This window comes from Streptomyces sp. RKAG337 (assembly GCF_023701715.1).
In the GTDB taxonomy this organism is placed as follows: Bacteria; Actinomycetota; Actinomycetes; order Streptomycetales; family Streptomycetaceae; genus Actinacidiphila.
In genome coordinates, this window is record NZ_JAJOZA010000001.1 from 705,510 (window position 1) to 719,980 (window position 14,471).

The following is a 14,471-nucleotide window of genomic DNA, read 5'->3' on the forward strand; positions in this document are numbered from 1 at the left end:
GGCCGGCGTCACAGCGGGGGGTTTCCGTGTTTGCGGGTGGGCAGGGTGGCGTGTTTCCGGTTCAGCATGGCGAGTGAGCGGATGAGCACGGTGCGGGTTTCGGCGGGATCGATCACATCGTCGACCAGGCCGCGTTCCGCCGCGTAGTAGGGTGCATCAGTTCGGCCTTGTATTCCTTGACCAGTCGCCCGCGCATCTCCGCGGGATCGTCGGCGGCGGCGATGCGGCGCCGGAACACGACATTGGCCGCGCCCCTCCGCCCCCATGACCGCGATTTCGTTCGCGGGCCACGCATAGGAGAGATCGGAGCCGATGGAACGCGAATCCATGACGATGTAAGCGCCGCCGTAGGCCTTTCGCAGGATCAACTGAATGCGCGGGACCGTGGCGTTGCAATAGGCGTAGAGCAGTTTGGCACCGTGCCGGATGATTCCGCCGTGTTCCTGGCTCACGCCGGGCAGAAAGCCCGGCACGTCCACCAGGGTCACCAGCGGGACGTTGAACGCGTCGCACATCTGGACGAACCGGGCGGCCTTTTCGGAGGAGTGGATGTCCAGTACCCCGGCGAAGGACTGCGGCTGGTTGGCGACGATGCCGACGACCTGGCCGCCCAGGCGGGCGAAGGTGCAGATGATGCTCGTGGCCCAGCGGGCGTGGATCTCCATGAGCTCGCCGTCGTCGACGATCTCCTCGATGACCCGGCGCATGTCGTACGGACGGCTGCCGTCGAGCGGCACCAGGTCGAGGAGCTCCTCGCACCGCCGGTCCGCGGAGTCGTCACCGGCCGCGAAGGGCGGCATCTCACGGTTGTTGGCGGGGAGGAGGGAGAGCAGATAGCGGACTTCCCTGAGACAGGTCTGCTCGTCGTCGTACGCGAAGTGTGCGACGCCGGACGTCTCGGCGTGGACATCGGCACCGCCGAGGCCGTTCTGGGTGACCTCCTCGCCGGTGACCGCACGCACCACGTCGGGCCCGGTGATGAACATCTGGGAGGTCTCCCGGACCATGAAGACGAAGTCGGTCAGCGCCGGGGAATAGGCGGCGCCGCCCGCACAGGGGCCCAGCATCACGCTGATCTGCGGGATCACCCCCGAGGCACGGGTGTTGCGCTCGAAGATGCCGCCGTAACCCGCGAGAGCCGAGACGCCCTCCTGGATCCTGGCCCCCGCGCCGTCGTTCAGCGACACCAGGGGCGCCCCGGCGGCCAGCGCCAGGTCCATGATCTTGTGGATCTTCTGGGCGTGGGCCTCCCCCAGCGCCCCTCCGAAGATCCGGAAGTCATGGGCGAAGGTGAAGACGGTACGCCCGTCGACCAGTCCCCAGCCGGTGACCACTCCATCGGTTTGACAGCCCGCCGATCGCCGGCGGTGACCCCCCGCGCGCCGGTGCGGGCCAGATCCCTATGTGCCGCTGGTCGTGGTGCGGGTGAAGAACACCTCCCTCACCGGCCCGAGCTCACTGGCCGCCGAGGACGCGCTCCGGGGTGACGTACGACGAGACCGAGGCCTTCCTGTGCGATCTGCGGCGACCGGGCAACCTTTTGCGGCGTCGGGGGACTCTAAGGGGGTCATGAGCATCTTCAACGTGAGAGCGCGTGGCACGGCACCCCCCGAAGCCGCTGCGGACCCGGTCGAGGGGGTCGAGGGGATACCGGAGTTCGAGATGCTGGCGGCGCGGCGGTGGCCATCGCTCGTCCGGGCCGGCTATCTGCTGACCGGCGATGTCAACGCGGGGCAGGATCTGGCACAGACCGCTCTGGCGTCCTGCTACGCCCATTGGGGCAAGGTGTCGCGGGCGCGGGACGTGGACGCCTATCTGCATCGTGTGCTGGTCAATGCGCATCGCACCCGGATGCGTCGGCGTCGGGTGCGGGAAGTGGCGTGGGACCGCCGCGCCGAGGCGAGTGCGGCCGCCTCGGTGGACTTCGCACCCGCCGCCGCGTGGCGGGTGACGGTCAACCAGGCGCTGGCGGCGCTTCCGCCGCGGCAGCGCGCGGTTCTGGTGCTGCGTTTCTGGTCGGACTTGACCGAAGCCCAGGTCGCCGCGGCGATGGGCTGCTCGGTGGGCACCGTGAAGAGCCAGACCTCCAAGGCGCTGGCCAAGCTCCGGCTCGATCCCGCACTGCGGCCCGACCTTTCGGAAGGACAGTCATGAACGACCGTACGAGTCTGGACGAGTCCGGTCTGAAGGCGGTGTTCGAGCGGCTGTCGCAGGAGAGTGACGTGGGCCGGGTACCGTTGGGCGCCATCGTGACGTCCGGCCGGCGGCAACGTCGGACGCGGCGGGCACTGCTGGGGCTCACCGCGGTGGCTGTCGCGACGGTGCTCGGCGGAGGCAGTTGGCTGGCGGCGCAGCCGAACTCCGCGGGCACCACGGCCACACCGATGTCCCCACCGGCCGCGACCTCGAAGGATCCGGCGGCCCCCCGACCGGGCGTCACGACGACGAAGCCCCCGCGCACGCCGAACGATCCGCCCTTCCCGATCTTCCGCACCTTCCCCGAGCATTCCGGCAAGATCGCGGGCGTCCCCTGGAAGCTGGGGTTGGTGCACGCCGGCGGTGGCACCTCCTGCACCGCGGTCGTGGCAGCGACCGGCTCGGATTCCGGCACAGCCGGCATGTTCGGCTGCGACCAGCAGCCGGTCGGTTCGGGCGGCGGCGTCAGCACCACCGACTACACGATCGACGCGCCGTCAGGGCACGGCTCCGTGGGATGGGTGATCATCGGGCAGGTCAGTACGAATGTGAAGTCGGTGGACTGTGTCTGGAAGGGCGTGTCCTACAGCTCCCCGGCCTTCCAGCTCCCGGGCCTGACCCAGACCTACTTCGCCCTGGGGCTGCCGGGCTCCCCCGGCACCGACCACTCCTCCCAGATCAAACTGCGTGACGCCCAGGGCAAGGAAATCGGCACAGCTCCCTTCTGACCCGGCCGACCGGGTCTGTGGACACCCGCCCCGCCCTCCCGCGGCCGAGCTTCGGCGTGGACGGCGGGTGTCCGCAGTTTCCCGGAGACCCTCAGCCCAGGCGCTGCTTCACCGCCGCCACGTCGGGCCCGGCGTCGGCCGCCGGGATCTTCCAGCGGTACGAGGCCTTGGTGGAGTCGGTGTAGACGAGTGTGCCGCCCTTGGCCTGTTCCGGGGTGAGATCGAAGATCTCGGCACGGTTCTGGCGAGCCCCCGGCTCGATCCGGCCGAGGCTGTCGTACCCAGCGATGCTGACCTTGAAGGCGTTGCCCTTGCCCTCGGAGACGGTCTGCCCGTTCGAGCCGATCCACTGCCAGCCGCCGACCGTGCCGTCCGTGGTCTCCTCGTCGGCCGCGTTCGCGGAGAGCGACGCGTCCAGGGTCGTGATGACGACGAAGGTGCCGTACCGCGAGGTCTGCCCGTCACCTGCCCTGGCATGGACGACATTCGTCGGCGTGATCTCCACGATGCCGACGAACTTGGCCCCCACCGTCCGTGCCGACGTTCCGAGCGCCTGCGCGGCGCTGCCGTTGTCGGTGGGGGTACTGGGACTGACGGTGGCTGACGGCAACGGAGTGGCCGGCTGCCCGGCGGACGGCGTGGCCGTCGGCGTCGGCTTCGGGTCCGCATCGCCGCCGGTCGTGCCGTTGCACGCCGTCAGTGCGAGGCAGGCGGTGGCCGCCGTCGCGAGCAGGATCTTACGCATGGTCCCCCCAGGTGTTGGTGCCTGGCGAGAACGTACCGCGACCGCGGCACCGCACAGCGTGATGTCACGAAGCCGGGTCCAACGGCGGACCGTTGTGACGAACCCCCGACATCCGCACCGGGCCGGGGGCACCCTGAGGCGGCAGCGCCGCCACGATCGGATGGTCCCGCCCGATCGGGCCGAGCTTCGCGCTGCCGCCGGGGGTGCCGAGGTCGGAGAAGAACTCGGCGTTCACGGTGGCGAAGTGCTGCCATTCCCGCGGGATGTCGTCCTCGGAGAAGATCGCCTCGACGGGGCACACCGGCTCGCAGGCGCCGCAGTCGATGCACTCGTCCGGCTGGATGTAGAGCATGCGATCCCCCTCGTAGATGCAGTCGAGAGGGCACTCATCGATGCATGCTCTGTCCTTGACATCCGCACAGGGCAAAGCGATCACAAACGTCATCGAACTGCCATCCTCTGGTCGTTTCTGCTTGCCGTTCTGACGCAGCCGACCGTATGACCTCAAGTAATCTTGAGGTCAAGAGGAGGCTGTGCATGCAGAGTCACCGTTCCAGCGAGGCCCGGCCCAGCCCGGACGACTGGCTGAGCATCGGCGAAGTGAGCGCCAGGACCGGGGCCGCTGTCTCCGCCCTGCGGTTCTACGAAGAACTCGGCCTGATCGCGTCCGAACGCGACGGTCGCAACCAGCGCCGCTACCCGCGCCACATGCTTCGCCGTGTCGCCCTGATCTCGGTCGCAAAACGGATCGGCATCCCGTTGCAGGACCTCCTGGAGGCATTCGCCGACGTGCCGCTCGACCGGCCGCCGAGCCACCAGGAGTGGCAACGCGCCTCGCGTGGCTGGAAACGCCGGTTGGAGGAGCGCCGGCAGACGATCGAGCGACTCGAGGCCGAACTCACCGGGTGCATCGGCTGCGGATGTCTCTCGATGAAGGCATGCGCCCTGCTGAACCCCGGTGACACGCTCGCCGACGATGGCGTCGGGCCCCGACGGCTGTAAGAAGTGGACCATCCGGCCGGCGAGTTCAGCACGGTCGCCGCACCGGCCGGAGAAGCGGTGTTCAGGCGTCCGGTACTCGTACCCACGGCGCCGCCATCGCGGCAGGCGGTGGTCCTTTCGGACGGATGCCGACCCGGCGGGCATCCGCACGTCCTGGCGGCCGGTGCGGCGCCTGCCGCTGCGCCCCCATGGGGCGGGACACAACGGCAGGCCGGGGCTCAGTCGGCGAGGGCAACAGCGTTCTCCGCGATGGACTCGGTGCGGGGCACTGCGATCCGCAGGTAGTCGCGCACGTCCAGCGCCACGGACAGGTTCAGATCGGCTGCGTTGAAGAAGATCTCTTCGTGTTCCAGCAGGGCCGGGTCGACGACGAGTTCCAGCGCCGGATCGAAGGTGAAAGGCACGATGGCGCCGCTGACACAACCGGAGAGGCGCTCAGCGGTGGCGCGGTCGGCGAAGGACGCCTGCCGCGCCGCCCACAGCTGCTGGATCCTGTCCAGGTCGACCCGGCGGTCACCGGGCACCACGGCCAGGACGTAGTGAGAACTCTTCTTGGTCACCTTCACTCGCACGACGATGCACTTCGCCGCCTGCCCTATCGGGTGCCCGCGCAGGGCGCTCACCACGTCCGTTCTGCCTTCCGGCGCGTGCTCTATCTGCCGGAAGCGGGCGCGGTGGCGGGTGAGGAGGTCGAGGAGATGAGCACGCGCCGTGGGGTCGGCGGGCGCGGCTTGGATCAGTGTGTCGCTCATCCCCGAACCATGGCGGAATCCGATTGGTTGTCGGCAAAGCCGAAGGCGCGTGGGCGCAACGGTCCGATCGGGCGGACGGCTGCGGGGTCGCTGCGGCCCCCCGGCAACGGCGAGCGTGTACGAGCTCTCCCCCGCTCGCCTGCGCGTCCTGCGGCTGTCAGCGCAAGGGGAACATCTGTAGCGGATGCCATTTCCCGTCCCCCCATGGCGACACGTGGACCAGACGGTGATGGGCGTCGAGGTAGTACCGGCCACGCATTCCCGCCTCGTACCCGGCCAGCCGTCGCACCGCCAGGACCGCTCCCGTCGCGCCGTCGAGCAGGTGCACACGGACGAGACCGTTCGGTCGGCTCACCACCACGACGTCACCGTCGACGGCGAAGACATTGACGACCAGCCCCTGCGACCGCCGGGTCCAGTGGGGCGCCCCGCCGTCCAAGGCGAACGCGGTCAGATCATCGCCGCAGAGCTCCGCCGGACGCACCACGGCAACCAGCAGTTCGCCCACCGAGGCCACCCGCTCCCCCACGTGCAGTCCATCCACCGGTCCGTACGCGGTGATACGCAGCTCGCCGTGCTCGGAGACCGGTATCCGCCCGGCCGTGCGCCCGTCCTCGGCGTCGAGGACCAGCACCTCCTCCAGCCCGCCGCTGCCCCGGCCTCGGCACAGGACGGCGAGCGGATCTTCCTGCAGGACGTGGACCGTGTCCACGGGTCCGCGCGTGGACGGAGCGGTCTCCCAACGGATGGTGCCTTCGGCGGCGTCGAGACACCGGACGGTGAGGTGGCCGTCGTCCAGCCCGATCTGGATGATGCCGTCCCGGCAGACGGAGAGCTGGACGTCGCCCGCTGCTGACACTGCGGTCGGGGGCCAGACGGGACGTCCGCTGTTCAGCGCGTAGGCCTGGAGCCCGTCCGTCAGGAGGACGGCGCGGTTCGGGGCGACCGCGACGGCTCCGCGGAGATGGTACTCGAGCGGGCTCCGGCTCCAGGATCCGCCGCTGAGGTCGAAGGGAACGGACCACAGGGCCGTGCCGTCCTCGACGCCGACGGCGGTGACAGTGCAGTCGACGGCCTCGTCACCCGAGCCGGCGTCCGAGCTGCCGTCCGCGCTGCCGTCCGCGTGGACGGCCAGGCCCACCCCGCTCACAGCCGTCCTGCTCATGGCCAGCAGCGCCGTGCGGCCGGGAGCGATCCACGACCAGACGGCCTCCCCGGTGCCCACGTCGTAAGCGTGCAACCCGTCCGCCTGCCCGCGCACCACCAGACCGGCCGTGCACCAGCTCCCCACGGCGTTCTGACTGCCCGACGCGCCGGAAACCCCCGGTACCCGCCAGGCGGGCCGCACCTGCCGCAGCCGTCTCTTCGCGATCCGTACCATCCCCAACCCCCCGGGTGATTGCCCTGGCCGGCGGACTCATGTGACCAGCCGCTCACCGAACGACGTACCGGCCGGGTCCCGGCCGGACGGGCGGATCAGCGCAAACCGGCGAAGAGATCGTTCTCGGGTACGGCCGTGCCGGTGGCGCCCTTGACCCGTACGAAGGTCTCGATGCCCAGCAACTCGCCGAACCTCTCCTTGCCCATCTTGAGGAAGAAGATGTTCTCGCCCTGACTGGCGTGCGCGGCCAGCGCATCGAACTTCTGACCGCTGAACGCGGTGGTGTCCACCCACGTGGAGATCTCATCGTCGGGCAGGCCGATCTCGGCCATCGCGGCGGCCTCAGCGGGATCCGGCTCCGACATGTCCTCATCGAACTCGCGCACGAGCTCCCCGAAGCGCTGCATCATCGAGCGGGGCATCGTCGTCCAGTACACCTTCGGTGTCAGCCCGGTCATCTCCAGCGCCGCCATCGTGATGCGGTGGGCCTGGATGTGGTCGGGGTGGCCGTAGAAGCCGTTCTCGTCGTAGGTGACGACCACATCAGGTCGATAGTGCCGCATGAGTTCCGCGAGCCGGGCGGCGCCTTCCTCCACGGGGGTCTGCCAGAAGGATCCCGGGGCCTTGTTGCTCGGCCAGCCCATCATCCCGGAGTCGGCATAGTCCAGCATCTCCAGATCGCTGACCTTCAGGACGTCACAGCTCGCCTCGAGTTCCTGACGGCGCATCGCGACGACGGCCGCCGGATCGTGCCCGTCCTCACCCGGCTTGCCACCCCCCGGTCCATCACCACAACCGCCGTCGGTACAGGTCACAAGAACCGTGCGGATGCCTTCCGCCGCGTACCGCGCGAGGACACCTCCGGTTCCGGTGGCCTCGTCGTCGGGGTGGGCGTGTACTGCCATCAGCGTCAACGGCCGGTCGGTCATCAAACAGTCCTTCTGCAGAAAGAGAGCGCGCGGCAGGCCTACCGCGAACCGAGGGCCCGGATGCGGGTGGAGCGGCTGACCTTGCGGTCTCCGTGTTCCCCGCCCGTGCGGCACCGGTCCCTCGGTCATGCAACCGTGCTGACCGGCCCGGATGTTCCCGGCGCGGCCGCCTGGCTCCGATTCGCAGCATCCGGCGGACCGCGACGCGTGAGGAGTGCGCCGATACGGTTGCGCTGAAACCGCTGCCCGCACCGCGATGACTTCCTGGCCGCGTGCGGGTCTCCATCGCAGTCGCTCACGTCCGCCGACTGGGGCGGGACCACCATCTCCGCCGGAGCCTGATCGGCGACCGGTCGGGCGCACTCGTCGGTGGCCGCCATGGGGCCCCGCCCGCTCGGCGTCGGCCCGCTCACCGGCCCGGGCCGGCGGGCGTGGCGCTCGGTGCCGGAGGCCCGCGCCGGCGGTGCGGGCCTCCGGTGTGACGGTCAGGTGGTGCGGTAGGCGATGTGGAGGGTGTTGCCGGTGCCGCCGGCGAGGGCGGGTTCCGACATGGTGGACGCGTCGGGGACGTACTGGGTGAACCCGGTCCACGTCGTGCCGTTGAGGGAGTTGAGGTAGATCGCGGAGTTCAGGCCGCGGACCGCGCAGTACAGGACTCCGTTGCGGACGGTCAGTGCGGGGGCGCTGTCGGTGGTGCCGCCGAGGTTCGTCGCCGCGGACCAGCTGGTGCCGTCGTGGCTCAGGACCCAGGTCTCGCCGCCGAAGCCGGCGCAGGCCAGGTAGAGCTTGTCGCCCAGGGTGGTCAGGGCCGGGGCGTGGAAGGTCTGCAGGTTCGCGACCCGTCCGAAGCCGCCCCATTGGGAGTTGCTGCCGAGCCAGGCGAGGTAGACGTAGGCGTCGCCGGCCCAGCCGCGGACCGCGCAGTGCATGGTGCCGTTGCGGCTGGCCAGGGCTGCGGCCGCCGAGCTGGCCCCGGTGAGTTTGGCGGGTGCGCCCCAGGTGGAGCCGTTGAGTCGCGAGACGTAGATCTCGCCCTTTTCTCCTCCGCTGGACACGAACAGGGTGCCCGCGTTCACCGCCAGGACCGGCGGGGTCCAGCTCGTCAGGCCGGGCACGAACCCGTAACCCTGCCAGGCGCCGCCGCTGACCCGGCCGATGTGGACGCCGCCGTTGAGTCCGCGCGACGCGACGTGCAGGTCGCCGTTGTGGACGGCGAGGGAGGGGCCCCAGTCGGTGTGCCCGGGAAGCCGGATGGTGGTGCCCCACTGGTTGTTCGCGGGGGAGATCAGTTTGATGTCACCGGGGGCGTCGGCGGGGGGCGGGGTGCCGATCCACTTGAGCTGGAGGCGGTGGCGGCCCTCGGCGTCACCGCCGTTGAAGACCCAGCCGGTCGAGCCGGCGCCGCCGGAGGTCACCAACTGGCGCAGCGCGGACTGCGTGAAGACCAGGGTGCGTTCCTGGATGAGGTCGTCGTTGTTGCGGAACAGGTCGATCAGCCAGGCGATGATCCGGGCGACGATCGCGGTGATCTGGGCGTAGTCGAGGAAGTCGCCGTACTGCGGTGCCAGGTAGCCGTAGATCTCCATGGTGTCGACGAACTTCTGCAGTTCGGCGCTGATGGCCCGCAGCTTGTCCCTCAGCTGGTTCCTCCACGGCTCGCCGCCGTCGTCCTCCTCCCAACAGGAGATGTTGCACACCAGCGTGGTGTCCACGCGGCCGTTGTAGAGCGTGGTGTTGGCGCCGAAGTCGTGCCATTCGCCCTTGTCGACGTTCGTGAACACCCGGCTGAGGAGTTCCTGCCGGGCGCTGAACGCGCCCACCGAGCTCGCCCCCCAGTAGATCTCGTCGGACGCGGACCATTCGTTGGACTCGTCCTCGCACAGGAACGAGTACATGTCGACCCGGGCGACGAACGAGGCGTTGACGCCCGGCTCCTGCTCCGGGGGCGCGGACGCGGTCACCAGCGTCGCCCCGTAGCCATAGGCGGCCTGGCCGGCGTTGAACTCCGCGGTGTCGAACGTGTCGCCCTCCTGCGGGGAGGTGTTCAGGTCGATGACGCTGACGTTGGCCTGGCCCAGGATCTCCTCCCGCAGCGCGGGAAGGTCCTTGACCAGATCTTCCATCGAGTAGCCGTCAGCCACGGTACGGACGGTGAGCACCTGCGGCAGCACCGCGGCCGTGCTGCGCGCGGTGTTCTCCTCCCGGTACACCCGCCCGAAGTCGTGGACCTCCTCCTCCGACAGCAGCAGCCGCAGCGGTGCGACCATCCGCGCCTCCAGGTCCGTCAGCTCCAGCCCGGCCTCCAGCCGGGCCGCCGCGTGCAGCATCACCCCTAACAACAGGTTCGATCCCTGGGACGGCTGGGTGCGCTGGGCGGCGCGTGTGCCCACCGGGCTGCCCTGCAACTGCCCCCGCAGCCGCTCCAACCGCTCTGCCTGCGTGGTTCCGAACTCGAACGACTCCACGAGCGTCTCCCCTGACTCGGCGATCACGGCCTGGACGGCGAGCGAGGCCGTGCCTGCGATCCTTCCGCAACGACCACGGGTAGCGACAGGATGTTTACAGCCAGTGATCGGGGGCTGGTTGTTCGTCGACCGGCCGAACCGGTCGGGATCGGAGGGTCACCAGGGCGGGACCCACCCGTTCAGCCGGTACCGACCGCAAACAAACGGCCCAGCCGCGGCAACCCGAGCGCCGTCTCCTCGCCTCCACGGACGTCCTCGCGCCCATCGGCCGGATCCCGATCGCCCTGGTCGTTCAGCCGCTGGGTCTCCACCGCGTCATCAAACGCGTCCTCACAACCCTCCCCACCTTCGGCGCCGCCTGCTGCCCGCTCATAGGCCTCCAGCGCGACGTAGTCGAGCAACTCCCAGTCCGGCCAGTCATCGTTCCAGTCGGCGCGCGGGCGGGCGGCCAGACGCTGGACCTCGGGTGCGTCGGCGAGGGCGTCGGGATCGACCAGCGCCCGTTCGAACGTTTCCCGCCCCAGGCCGACCATCCACAGACCGAAGTAACAGAAGCCGTCGTCGGAGCACCGGCCACCGAGGATGCGCGCGGCCGCAGCCCACAGATCCTCTGTGGAGGCGTCCTGGGTCACCTGGTCCAGACACACCTGGAAGCGCACGATCTCCTCAAGTGACTTGCGCGCCAACGCGCCACGGAGCCAGGCGAGCCGCTCGTCGCGGTCCCGAAACCGCCGTCGGCACTCCTCTATGAGCGCCCAGAAAGCATCCATGTCCACGGAAGCACTCTGCCACCCGCCTCTGACACGGCAGGGATCCTCGCCCCGCGCCAACCGCGCCAACCGCACCGAACGCGCCAACTACGGCCCATGGCCGAGGTCAGCGCGATGTCGCGCCGCCGACCCGGTCGAAGGTCGGCCGGTACGGAAGGGACGGAAGGTAGGCCGCCCATTCATCGCGGTTCAGGCCGCGTCCGACCACGGTGCAGACGCGGGTCGTGGCCGCGCCGGATCGAGCGCCCATCGCATGATCCTGCCGTCCGCGCCGCGGGAACACGGACCGGACTCCGGGTCCCCCGCGGGGCTCCGGAACACCGAGCCCGGTCGGCGAGGTCCTACCCCCAACGGTGTGAACTGCTCGCACCCTGCGCATCAAACGCGGGTGCTCCAGGTAATCCCTGATGTGTTGGTCCCGGCGCGATGAGCGGTCTCCGGTCCGCAGGAGCGCGGAGCCCTGCCGTTGACGAGGGAGAGGCATGCAGTTCCGCGACCGCACTCTTTTGCGCCTCCTCGATCCCGTCGAGCGCGCCGCCGTGCTGACCCCTCGACTCGGCGACCGGCTGCTGGCCGCGGCGTTCGTCCCGTCGGACGCCACGGCCGGTCCGGTGAGCGCTGTCGTCGCCCGCCAGGTGACGCTGCTGCCCTCCGACTGGAACCCGCACCAGGTGGACGCGCAGGTGCACGACGTCCAGTCCAGCCGCCAGTGGCGGATGTCGGCCACGGTCCCCCTCGGACCCCCCTCCCCCGGGGCGGACGCCCGGCTGGACCTCACGCTCGTGGCCGGTCTGCAGGGCGTGGCGACCTCCGTCACCGGCGTGGAGGCGGAGCCTCTGGACGGGATCGCGGACGTCACCGCCGTCGACGCCGAGATCGTCCGCCAGGACGGGTCACTGCCGCCCGAGGGGAACGCGCGACAGGCCCGGCGGCTGACCGTGTTACGGGCCCTGCTCGGTGCCCGGTTCGAGACCGCCGACGCGGCTCCCCTCGAAGCGCTCCTCGATCAGCGCGGGCTGACGACCTTCGAGAGTCTTCAGGCGTATCTGAGCCCGCCGAACGCCGCGCAGCGGCTGCGGCTGGCGGTGGTCGAGGAGGCGGCGCCGCCCGTACCCGACGCGGCCTTCAAACTGATCTGCCTCGTGTACGTCCACGCCCAGCCGTTCGACGATCTGGCGGGCCGACTCGCCGACGTGCAGCTCGCCAGGGCGCGGGGCGCCGACAACGCCGACATGCCGCGGCCGCCGGCCGGGATGACCGTGCGCGCCGCGCTGCCGGCGCTCCTGCTCTTCCCGGAGGCCGCGCTGGACGACTCCGGCCTGCCCCTGCCGGCCGGCCCGGCCCCGCCGACCGGCGCCGACGCCCTGCGGGAGGCCCGCCTCACCGAGCTCACCGCCCGGCTGCGCGAGGTCGGGGTCGTGCCCGTCCCGTTGTCCCCACTGCCAGGAGAGGCGCCATGACCGTCACCACCGTCACCGCGGAGTATCCCTACATCAAGGTCACCATCGATACGCGTGGCCTGCAGCCGCTGGCCAGACGCGCGGTGGGCAACATCGCCATCGTCGGCTCGAAGGGCGGCTTCGGATCGGCCGAGGCCAACGTCCCCGTGCAGATCGGCAGCGCGGCAGAGGCCCGCGACATGCTGGCCAAGACCGACGGCACCGGAGCGATCACCAACGGCGGCAAGGACGTGGGTCCGCTCTACCGCGCCGTCCTGGCGGCCCTGCTGCAGAACCCCGCGCCGACCCGGGTGTACGCCGTCCCCACCGCGGACACCCCCGTGGAGGGCGGCGCGGCGGACACCACCACACCGGACTACAGCGCCGCGCTCACCGCGGCCGAGGCGCTGTCGGTGCAGTTCGTCTGCCTGGCGGGCGAGACCAGCGCAACGCAGCTGGCGAAGCTCAAGGACCACGTGGAGACGGTGAGCAAGGCGGGTGACGCGCGGATGGGCGTGGCCATGGTCGACCCGATGCTCACCACGAGCGCGGAACATACCTTCGCCTCAGCCGCCCAGACCGCTTACGGAACGCTCAAGAGCGACTCCGGCCGGATGATCCTGGTCGCCGCGCGAGTACGGAAGGGGGCGGACGGCGAACCGCCCGTGGACGTCGCCGCGGCGGCCACCGGCGCCATCGCCGGATACCCTCCGGAGTCCAGCGTGCTGATGAAGCAGGTCAGCGGCGTACGGATCCCGCTGGCCCAGCAGTTCGGCGGCTCGGAGATCAAGCAGCTGGCCGAGGCGTACATCATCCCGCTGATCGACCCCGAGCTGATCCCCGGCGAGGGGCTCTACTTCGGTTCCGGGCGCACCTTCAACACCGGAGGTTCCGCGCCGCTGTACGTCGACACCGTCCGGGTCGTCGATCAGATCGACTTCATGCTGAAGGCCGGGCTGATCGGTTCGATCGGCGAGACCCGCATCGACCGCCTCGGCCTGCAGGGGCTCCGCTCGCGGATCGACGGCATCCTCGGTCCGCTGGTCACCTCCGGAGTCATCGCCGCGTACGGGATCGACATCCCGTTGCTGCCCATCCTGGAGACCGAGGAGGCGACCCGCTCGCCGGGACAGGCGTCGACGCTGACGGCAGCCCGTACCGAGCGCGTCGTCGAGGTGCTCCTGTCGGTCACCTACGCCGGCTCCATCCACTTCCTCGACATCCAACTCGCGCTCAAGGCCTGATCCGATCCCCGACGGAGGACGCCGTGCCCAACTGGACGAACACTCGCCTGGCCGTGGTTGTCGACGAGGACACCGCCCACCCGCTGACCCCCATCGACTCCTTCACCCCCACGTTCAACCTCAACACCGAGGTGGTGCACTCGATCGAGGCCACTCACATCGGCTACATCGCCAACCCGGCGAACTTCACCTTCACCCTGACGGTCAAGGCGATCGGCGGCGCGGCCGCCAAGCTGACCCGGCTCGCGATGGACGGCACCGACTTCTCGATCGGCCTGTACCAGGCAACCGGCGGCGCCGGTGAGTGGGACTTCCAGCATGTGCTGTTCCGGAAGTGCCGCATCACCACGGCCAATCCCTCCAACGCCGTGATCAACGGCGCGCCCGCGGCCACGTTCAGCGGTGTGGCACGCGCCGCCGAGGTCAACGACGGTGCCGTTCCCGTGTTGCAGCAGCCGAAGTTCACCACGTGACCGGGGCGGAGGCGGAGACGGCATGACCGGCATTCCCGAACACCCTGACGGCGCGTCGGCGGGCAGCGGCGGCACGGAGGACGGTGACACCGACCGCCCCCTGGGCGGCTGGGTGCGCCGCAGCGGAATCGCCCTGGTGCGGCGGGACGAGATGGTGGTGCCGTTCGAGGGTTCCGAGGCGGAGATCGTGCTGGCGGAACAGGACAGCAGGCGCGACATCCACGTCCATCTGCCGGTGACCGTCGAGATCGCCGGGGGGCCCGACCCGCGCGAGATGCACGCCGCGGTCGACGAGGCGCTGCGGCGGGTCCGGCACGCGATGGACGCCCATTCGGCGTCGGGGTGAG

The 14,471-nt window shown here is 70.1% G+C and carries 15 protein-coding genes and 1 pseudogene; 7 read left to right on the top strand and 9 right to left on the bottom strand.

Translation table 11 applies throughout. From position 1 onward, the window contains the following. Window positions 1–8 precede the first annotated feature (8 nt). Window positions 9–1,364: pseudogene (locus tag LNW73_RS02940) on the bottom strand (acyl-CoA carboxylase subunit beta); the annotation flags it as partial. A gap of 205 nt (window positions 1,365–1,569) precedes the next feature. Between LNW73_RS02940 and LNW73_RS02945 the strand changes: the two are divergent. After that, on the top strand, window positions 1,570–2,154 hold the full coding sequence (locus tag LNW73_RS02945) for a SigE family RNA polymerase sigma factor (RefSeq protein ID WP_250978841.1): 585 nt from the start codon (window positions 1,570–1,572) through the stop codon (window positions 2,152–2,154). Beyond that, window positions 2,151–2,924: a hypothetical protein gene (locus LNW73_RS02950; RefSeq protein ID WP_250988748.1), complete on the top strand. Its 774-nt coding sequence runs from the start codon at window positions 2,151–2,153 to the stop codon at window positions 2,922–2,924. The genes LNW73_RS02945 and LNW73_RS02950 overlap by 4 nt, the downstream gene beginning before the upstream one ends. Before the next feature lie 91 nt (window positions 2,925–3,015). Here LNW73_RS02950 and LNW73_RS02955 read toward each other — a convergent pair whose 3' ends face one another. Together LNW73_RS02955 and fdxA are read right to left on the bottom strand one after the other, a co-directional pair. Continuing rightward, window positions 3,016–3,669 carry a hypothetical protein gene (locus LNW73_RS02955; RefSeq protein WP_250988749.1) on the bottom strand — a complete coding sequence of 218 codons (654 nt, stop codon included), beginning with the start codon at window positions 3,667–3,669 and terminating at the stop codon, window positions 3,016–3,018. A 64-nt stretch (window positions 3,670–3,733) separates the two neighbouring features. Further along, window positions 3,734–4,114 carry a ferredoxin gene (gene fdxA / locus LNW73_RS02960; RefSeq protein WP_250988750.1) on the bottom strand — a complete coding sequence of 127 codons (381 nt, stop codon included), beginning with the start codon at window positions 4,112–4,114 and terminating at the stop codon, window positions 3,734–3,736. A 92-nt stretch (window positions 4,115–4,206) separates the two neighbouring features. Here fdxA and soxR point away from each other — a divergent pair, with 92 nt between their 5' ends. After that, window positions 4,207–4,671, top strand: a complete 465-nt coding sequence (soxR, locus tag LNW73_RS02965; protein ID WP_250978838.1) for a redox-sensitive transcriptional activator SoxR — start codon at window positions 4,207–4,209, stop codon at window positions 4,669–4,671. A gap of 218 nt (window positions 4,672–4,889) precedes the next feature. Here soxR and LNW73_RS02970 read toward each other — a convergent pair whose 3' ends face one another. The 6 genes from LNW73_RS02970 to LNW73_RS02995 form a co-directional block, all read right to left on the bottom strand. Beyond that, window positions 4,890–5,423: a YbaK/EbsC family protein gene (locus LNW73_RS02970; protein WP_250988751.1), complete on the bottom strand. Its 534-nt coding sequence runs from the start codon at window positions 5,421–5,423 to the stop codon at window positions 4,890–4,892. Between the two features lie 157 nt (window positions 5,424–5,580). Beyond that, the gene (locus LNW73_RS02975; RefSeq protein ID WP_250988752.1) at window positions 5,581–6,648 is read right to left on the bottom strand and encodes an outer membrane protein assembly factor BamB family protein; all 1,068 of its coding nucleotides are present in this window, start codon (window positions 6,646–6,648) and stop codon (window positions 5,581–5,583) included. 251 nt (window positions 6,649–6,899) lie between these two features. Further along, window positions 6,900–7,733 (bottom strand): PIG-L family deacetylase, encoded by an 834-nt coding sequence (locus LNW73_RS02980; protein WP_250988753.1) that lies wholly within the window; start codon window positions 7,731–7,733, stop codon window positions 6,900–6,902. Between the two features lie 485 nt (window positions 7,734–8,218). Further along, window positions 8,219–10,225 (bottom strand): hypothetical protein, encoded by a 2,007-nt coding sequence (locus LNW73_RS02985; protein ID WP_250988754.1) that lies wholly within the window; start codon window positions 10,223–10,225, stop codon window positions 8,219–8,221. A gap of 152 nt (window positions 10,226–10,377) precedes the next feature. Then, window positions 10,378–10,968, bottom strand: a complete 591-nt coding sequence (locus LNW73_RS02990; RefSeq protein ID WP_250992779.1) for a DUF4240 domain-containing protein — start codon at window positions 10,966–10,968, stop codon at window positions 10,378–10,380. A 106-nt stretch (window positions 10,969–11,074) separates the two neighbouring features. Continuing rightward, on the bottom strand, window positions 11,075–11,218 hold the full coding sequence (locus LNW73_RS02995; RefSeq protein ID WP_250988755.1) for a hypothetical protein: 144 nt from the start codon (window positions 11,216–11,218) through the stop codon (window positions 11,075–11,077). 232 nt (window positions 11,219–11,450) lie between these two features. Here LNW73_RS02995 and LNW73_RS03000 point away from each other — a divergent pair, with 232 nt between their 5' ends. The 4 genes from LNW73_RS03000 to LNW73_RS03015 are packed head-to-tail and all read left to right on the top strand — an operon-like array spanning window position 11,451 to window position 14,470. Beyond that, on the top strand, window positions 11,451–12,428 hold the full coding sequence (locus tag LNW73_RS03000) for a hypothetical protein (RefSeq protein ID WP_250988756.1): 978 nt from the start codon (window positions 11,451–11,453) through the stop codon (window positions 12,426–12,428). Next, window positions 12,425–13,651, top strand: a complete 1,227-nt coding sequence (locus LNW73_RS03005; protein ID WP_250978832.1) for a hypothetical protein — start codon at window positions 12,425–12,427, stop codon at window positions 13,649–13,651. The genes LNW73_RS03000 and LNW73_RS03005 overlap by 4 nt, the downstream gene beginning before the upstream one ends. A gap of 23 nt (window positions 13,652–13,674) precedes the next feature. Continuing rightward, on the top strand, window positions 13,675–14,124 hold the full coding sequence (locus tag LNW73_RS03010) for a hypothetical protein (protein ID WP_250988757.1): 450 nt from the start codon (window positions 13,675–13,677) through the stop codon (window positions 14,122–14,124). Window positions 14,125–14,146: 22 nt separating this feature from the next. Further along, window positions 14,147–14,470, top strand: a complete 324-nt coding sequence (locus tag LNW73_RS03015; protein WP_250988758.1) for a hypothetical protein — start codon at window positions 14,147–14,149, stop codon at window positions 14,468–14,470. Window position 14,471: the final 1 nt, after the last annotated feature.